Below are 6,061 nucleotides of genomic sequence, written 5' to 3'. Positions count from 1 at the left end.
TCATCTATCCCTCTAGCAGCTTCTTTTCCAGCTCCCATTGCTAGTATTACTGTTGCTGCTCCTGTTACTGCATCTCCTCCTGCAAATACACCTTTTTTTGATGTTTCTCCAAGTTCTTTAGTTACAATACAGCCCCATTTGTTTTGCTCTAATCCTTTTGTTGTTGATGTTATTAAGGGATTTGGTGATGTTCCAAGTGACATTATTACTGTATCTACATCTAATGTAAATTCTGAATTTTCTACTTCTACAGGTCTTCTTCTTCCTGATGCATCTGGCTCACCAAGTTCCATTTTCACACATTTCATTCCTGTTACAAATCCATTTTCATCACTTAATATTTCTGTTGGATTTGTTAATATATCAAAGATTATTCCCTCTTCTTTTGCATGATGAATTTCTTCTTCTCTTGCTGGAAGTTCTGACATACTTCTTCTATATACTATATGAGTTTCTGCTCCTAATCTTAGTGCTGTTCTTGCCGCATCCATTGCAACATTTCCACCACCAATTACAGCTACTTTTTTTCCTATTTTAACTGGGGTTTTATATCCTTCTTCAAATGCTTTCATTAAATTATTTCTAGTTAAAATTTCATTTGCTGAAAATACTCCATTAGCACTCTCACCCTTTATTCCCATAAACTTTGGAAGTCCTGCACCTGAACCTATAAATACAGCTTTAAATCCTTCCTCTTCCATAAGTTCTTCTATAGTTACAGTTCTTCCTACAACTACATTAGTTTCTATTTTAACTCCAAGCTTCTTAACATTTTCAATTTCGCCTTTTACTACAGTTTCCTTTGGAAGTCTAAACTCTGGAATTCCATAAACTAGTACTCCTCCTGGTTCATGAAGTGCTTCAAATATAGTTACATCATATCCAAGCCTTGCTAAGTCTCCTGCACAAGTCAGACCAGCAGGTCCACTTCCTATAACTGCAACCTTCTTTCCATTTTCCTCTGCCTTTTCTGAAAGATCTACATTATTTTCTCTAGCAAAGTCTGCAACAAATCTTTCAAGCTTTCCAATAGATACAGGCTCTCCTTTTATTCCTAAAACACAGTTTCCTTCACATTGAGTTTCTTGTGGACATACTCTTCCACATACTGCTGGAAGTGCTGAATCTTTTGCAATTACTTTTGCTGCTTCTTCAAAATCACCTGTTTTAACTTTTTCTATAAATGCAGGGATATTAATATTTACAGGACATTTTTGAATACATCTAGCATTTTTACAGTTTAAACATCTGTTAGCCTCTTTTATAGCATCATTTTCATCATACCCTATACAAACTTCCTTAAAATTTGTAGCTCTAACCTTTGCCTCTTGTTCTTTTACAGGAACTCTCACTAATCTATCTTTCATATCCATACTATTTATCACCTCCACAATTTCCACATCCACCATGATGAGTATTTCCTTCAGTCTTTTTAAGGAATGCTCTTCCTTCTTCAGTCTTATAAATATTTTGTCTTCTCATAGCCTGATCAAAATCAACTAAATGACCATCGAACTCTGGTCCATCAACACAAGCAAATTTAACCTTATCACCAACAGTAACTCTACATGCACCACACATTCCAGTTCCATCAACCATAATAGGATTTAAACTTACAGTTGTTTTTATATTAAGCTCCTTAGTTAAAAGACACATAAACTTCATCATAATCATTGGTCCTATAACTATTGCATGATCATACTTCTTTCCTTCTTCATTAACTAAATGATTTAAAAGATCAGTAACTCTTCCATTAAATCCATAAGAACCATCATCAGTAGCCACATAATAATTTTTAGCTACAGCTTTCATTTCATCTTCTAAAATTAAAAGATCCTTTGTTCTAGTTCCTACAATTACATCAACATCTATTCCATTTTCCTTCATCCATTTAACCTGAGGATATACAGGGGCAGCTCCAACTCCTCCTGCAACAAAAAGAATATTTTGATTTCTTAAATCCTCTAAACCTTCATTAACAAACTCACTTTCCATTCCAAGTGGTCCTACAAAATCAGAAACATAATCGCCTACATTAAGTTCTGATAGCTCCTTTGAGCCTTCTCCTACAATTTGAAAAACTATTGAAACAGTTCCTTCTTCCTTATTGTAGTCAGCTATTGTTAAAGGAATTCTTTCACCTTTCTCATCAGTTTTTACAATAATAAATTGCCCTGGCTTTGCAGATTTAGACACCCTTTTTGCCTCTATATCCATTAAAAATAAATTCTCTGCTAAGACTTCCTTCTTCACAATCTTAAACATTCTAAAATCCCCCTTTTATCCAAAAAATATTTTTACTATTTTTATAAATTATACCATTTTATAATATTATTATTCAATATTTGGAAATTTAATTTTATAGATAAACACTATAAAATTTTTATTTAATTATATTGCTTATTTTAATCTCTTTTTCTACAAACTATGTTAAAATATTACATATAAGGATTAAAGGGGAGAATTATATGATAGAATTTTTAAAAATTTTAGTTGATATGATGAATATCATTCATCATAAAGCAGTAGAAATCCTAGGACCAGGAGGCTATGGATTTTCTGATAAACAACTACACTTTATTTTCATTGGATTACTTGGAGGAACTATATTTGCTTTTTCACACTTCTTATTCAAAATAGTTTCTAAATACTCAATTACAGCAGTATCATTCATCTACACATTTACAGTCCTAATCTTCATAACTATAGCAATAGAAATACAACAAAAACTAACAGGACAAGGACAGGCTGAGTTTGGAGATGTCTTTTGGGGATTGTATGGATTTATTTACTTATTCTTTATATACATACTACTAAGACTTGCATGGATAGGAATAAAAATATTAATAACAAAATTTAAAAATAGAAAACCTCATGGAAAAAGATATGTTAAAAAGAGAAAACCACCGGAGATGATTTATGATTAGAATTTAAAATTAGTGAGAGTTGCAAGCAACTCTTGGGGGCTCAAAAGTTGTCTAAAGACAACTTTTATTTCCATACATTAAATTACATATTTTTACATTTATGATATAATAAATTTGGAGTATTAAAAATTTTTAAGGAGGTTATTTGTGTGGATTTAATAATAGATGTGCTTCCGTATATAACTTGAATTGCAGTAATTTTTATATTACTTATACCTACGTCTAAATATAAAAAAATTAAGGAACTTGAATCTAGAGTTAAAGATTTAGAAGAAAAAATTAATTGCAAATAAAAAAAACTCGCCTAAGCGAGTTTTCTCAACAATTCTTAATTCTTAACTAATAAGCGTAGAATCCTCTTCCAGATTTTCTTCCAAGCCATCCAGCTCTAACATATTTTCTTAATATGTTTGAAGCTCTATACTTAGTATCTCCTGTTTCTGAGTATAATACATCCATTATAGCTAAGCATATGTCTAATCCTATTAAATCTCCTAATGCTAAAGGTCCCATTGGATGCCCAGCACCATACTTCATCGCTGCATCTATATCTTCAACAGTTGCTATTCCCTCTTGTAATATAAATGATGCTTCATTTATCATTGGAATTAAAATTCTATTTACAACAAATCCTGGAGCTTCAGCTACTTCTACTGGCTCTTTTCCTATTGCTATTGATAATTCTTTAACTGCATTAAAAGTTTCGTCACTTGTTGTCATTCCTCTAATAATTTCAACTAATTTCATTACTGGAGCTGGATTAAAGAAATGCATTCCTATAACTTTGTCTGCTCTTCCTGTTGCAGATGCAACTTCTGTTATTGATAATGATGATGTATTTGAAGCTAAGATAGTTTCTGGTTTACATATTTTATCTAACTCAGCAAATATCTCTTTTTTAATTTTCATGTTTTCTATAGCAGCTTCCACTACTAAATCACAGTCAGCAGCCATATTCATGTCTGTTGTTCCTGAAATTCTTGATAAGATTTCTTCTTTAACTTCTTCAGTCATTTTTCCTTTAGAAACTAATCTAGTAAGACCTTTGTCTATACCAGCGATTCCTCTTTGAACGAATTCATCTTTAATATCTCTAACGATAACTTCATAACCTTTTTGTGCGAAAGCTTGAACAATACCAGCTCCCATAGTTCCTGCACCTAATACAAATATTTTTTTCATAATAATAGGCCTCCTATTTAATTAACTAATTTTTTAATGCGACTTAACAATTTTGTGAAATGTAGTCCGAAACTTTAAAGTGAAACCTTTCTCACCTTAAAATACATAATTTATTTTTAGGATATTAGAGAGGTCTCTCCCTCCCTAACTCCTAACTTACTTCTTCTATTTAACTGTACTGTCCAAAATTTAAAACAAAATTATTATAACCTTAAAATGTACACTTTTAGAAATTAAAGTAAGTCTTTTTATTTAAATGGTAGGTATTTTATAAGGTATAGGGGCTAAGCCCCGTCTCCCTATCTTTTCTAATTAGTTTTCAATTACTGATTTAAATTGTGCAACTAACTCAGGTAATACTTTGTTTACATCACCAACGATAGCATAATCTGCTAACTTCATAATTGGTGCAGTTTCATCTTTATTGATTGCTATAATCATATCAGAATCTTGCATACCTGCTGTATGTTGAATAGCACCTGAAATACCACATGCAATATAGATGTTTGGTCTTACAGTTTTACCAGTTTGCCCAACTTGGTAATCTCTTTCTATCCATCCTTTATCAATAGCTCCTCTTGATGCAGCAACTACTCCACCTAAAGTTTCAGCAAGTTCAGTTAATTTGTCAAAGTTTTCTTTAGATCCAAGTCCTCTTCCACCAGCAACTAAAACTTTAGCTTCTCCAATGTCAACAACCTCTTTAGTATCTTTAACAACTTCAAGTACTTTAGTTCTGATATCTTCAGAAGTTAAAGCAACCTCAATTTTTTCTACATTAAAGTTTTCTTTTTTCTCAGAAACTTTAGCGAATACCCCAGGTCTTACAGTAGCCATTTGTGGTCTGTGGTCAGGACAAGCAATTGTTGCCATTAAGTTTCCACCAAAAGCTGGTCTTGTAGCAAGTAATGCTCCATTTTCTTCTGGAACTACATCTAATTGAGTGCAGTCAGCTGTAAGTCCTGTAGTTAATCTAGCTGCAACTCTTGGACCTAAGTCTCTTCCTATGAAAGTTGCTCCTACAAATATTATTCCTGGCTTTCTTTCATTTGCTAAATCACAAATTACTTTTGTATAACCATCAGTAGTATAGTTAGCTAATTCTTCATGATCACAAACTAATACATTATCAGCTCCATGCTCACCTAAAGTGTTTGCTAAATCTTCTATATTATGCCCTAATAATAGAGCTGTTAATTCTACGCCTAATTTATCAGCAATTTTTCTTCCTTCGCCTAATAATTCTAATGATACCTTCTGTAGTTCTCCGCCTCTTTGTTCAGCGAATACCCATACACCTTTAAAATCTGCTAAATTCATTTCAAGTTACCTCCCTATTCCTATTAGATGTAGTGTTTTTCTTTTAATTTTGAAACTACATAAGCTGCTGCGTCTTTTGGACCTTCTTTAACTAATTCTCCAGCACCTTTAGCTTCTTTAGTCATTGATTTCTTAACCTTAGTAGGTGATCCTTTTAATCCAAGAACTGATTTATCTACATCTATGTCATCTGCTGACCAAATAGTGATTTCTTTGTCCTTAGTATCGAAGATTAAACCAACGTTCATATATCTTGGTTTATTTAACTCTTCAATAGCAGTTAAAAGACATGGAGTTTGAACTTTTATCATTTCGTGTCCATCTTCTAATGCTCTATTTACTAATAATCCATCTTCTAAAACTTTAACGTCTTGAACGTAAGTTACTTGAGGAATATTTAAGTGTTCTGCAATTTCTGGTCCTACTTGTGCAGTATCTCCATCAATCGCTTGTCTTCCTGCAAATACGATATCATAATCTAATTTTCTAATAACTCCTGCTAAAGCGTTTGAAGTTGCTAATGTATCAGCTCCTGCAAATGCTCTATCTGTAATAAGAACTGCATCATCAGCTCCCATACATAAAGCTTCTCTTAAAGCTTCTTTAGCTTGTGGAGGTCCCATACTTATAAC

The 6,061-nt window shown here is 32.5% G+C and carries 6 protein-coding genes; 1 reads left to right on the top strand and 5 read right to left on the bottom strand.

Annotated features, from left to right (window positions below):
- Positions 1 to 1,373, bottom strand: a 1,373-nt coding sequence (gene gltA, locus ACRDDY_RS10935; RefSeq protein ID WP_438564985.1) for an NADPH-dependent glutamate synthase, incomplete at its 3' end; no start/stop codon positions are given.
- Position 1,374: 1 nt separating this feature from the next.
- Entirely contained in the window at positions 1,375 to 2,265 is an 891-nt protein-coding gene (locus ACRDDY_RS10930; RefSeq protein ID WP_438564984.1) for a sulfide/dihydroorotate dehydrogenase-like FAD/NAD-binding protein, read from the bottom strand.
- 203 nt (positions 2,266 to 2,468) lie between these two features.
- On the opposite strand from ACRDDY_RS10930, the gene ACRDDY_RS10925 reads away from it, so the two are divergent.
- Positions 2,469 to 2,927, top strand: coding sequence for a hypothetical protein (locus ACRDDY_RS10925; RefSeq protein ID WP_438564983.1), 459 nt, complete (start codon positions 2,469 to 2,471; stop codon positions 2,925 to 2,927).
- Positions 2,928 to 3,266: 339 nt separating this feature from the next.
- Here the strand turns inward: ACRDDY_RS10925 and ACRDDY_RS10920 are convergent, their stop codons facing one another.
- The 3 genes from ACRDDY_RS10920 to ACRDDY_RS10910 form a co-directional block, all read right to left on the bottom strand.
- Positions 3,267 to 4,109 carry a 3-hydroxybutyryl-CoA dehydrogenase gene (locus tag ACRDDY_RS10920; RefSeq protein WP_438564982.1) on the bottom strand — a complete coding sequence of 281 codons (843 nt, stop codon included), beginning with the start codon at positions 4,107 to 4,109 and terminating at the stop codon, positions 3,267 to 3,269.
- Positions 4,110 to 4,421: 312 nt separating this feature from the next.
- A complete protein-coding gene (locus ACRDDY_RS10915) occupies positions 4,422 to 5,429 on the bottom strand; it encodes an electron transfer flavoprotein subunit alpha/FixB family protein (protein ID WP_438564981.1) in 1,008 nt (335 codons plus the stop codon).
- Positions 5,430 to 5,452: 23 nt separating this feature from the next.
- On the bottom strand, positions 5,453 to 6,061 hold a 609-nt coding region (locus tag ACRDDY_RS10910), incomplete at its 5' end, for an electron transfer flavoprotein subunit beta/FixA family protein (protein ID WP_438564980.1).

The organism is Clostridium sp., from assembly GCF_051656525.1.
In the GTDB taxonomy this organism is placed as follows: domain Bacteria; phylum Bacillota; class Clostridia; order Clostridiales; family Clostridiaceae; genus Clostridium.
Note: the sequence above shows the minus strand (reverse complement) of the source record. Positions and strands in the feature narration are given on the sequence as shown.

What these genes read in the sequence shown, in the direction of transcription:
- ACRDDY_RS10920 (WP_438564982.1), bottom strand. Translation starts at nt 4,109, where the DNA reads ATGAAAAAAATATTTGTATTAGGTGCAGGAACTATGGGAGCTGGTATT.
- ACRDDY_RS10915 (WP_438564981.1), bottom strand. Translation starts at nt 5,429, where the DNA reads ATGAATTTAGCAGATTTTAAAGGTGTATGGGTATTCGCTGAACAAAGA.
- ACRDDY_RS10930 (WP_438564984.1), bottom strand. Translation starts at nt 2,265, where the DNA reads ATGTTTAAGATTGTGAAGAAGGAAGTCTTAGCAGAGAATTTATTTTTA.
- ACRDDY_RS10925 (WP_438564983.1), top strand. Translation starts at nt 2,469, where the DNA reads ATGATAGAATTTTTAAAAATTTTAGTTGATATGATGAATATCATTCAT.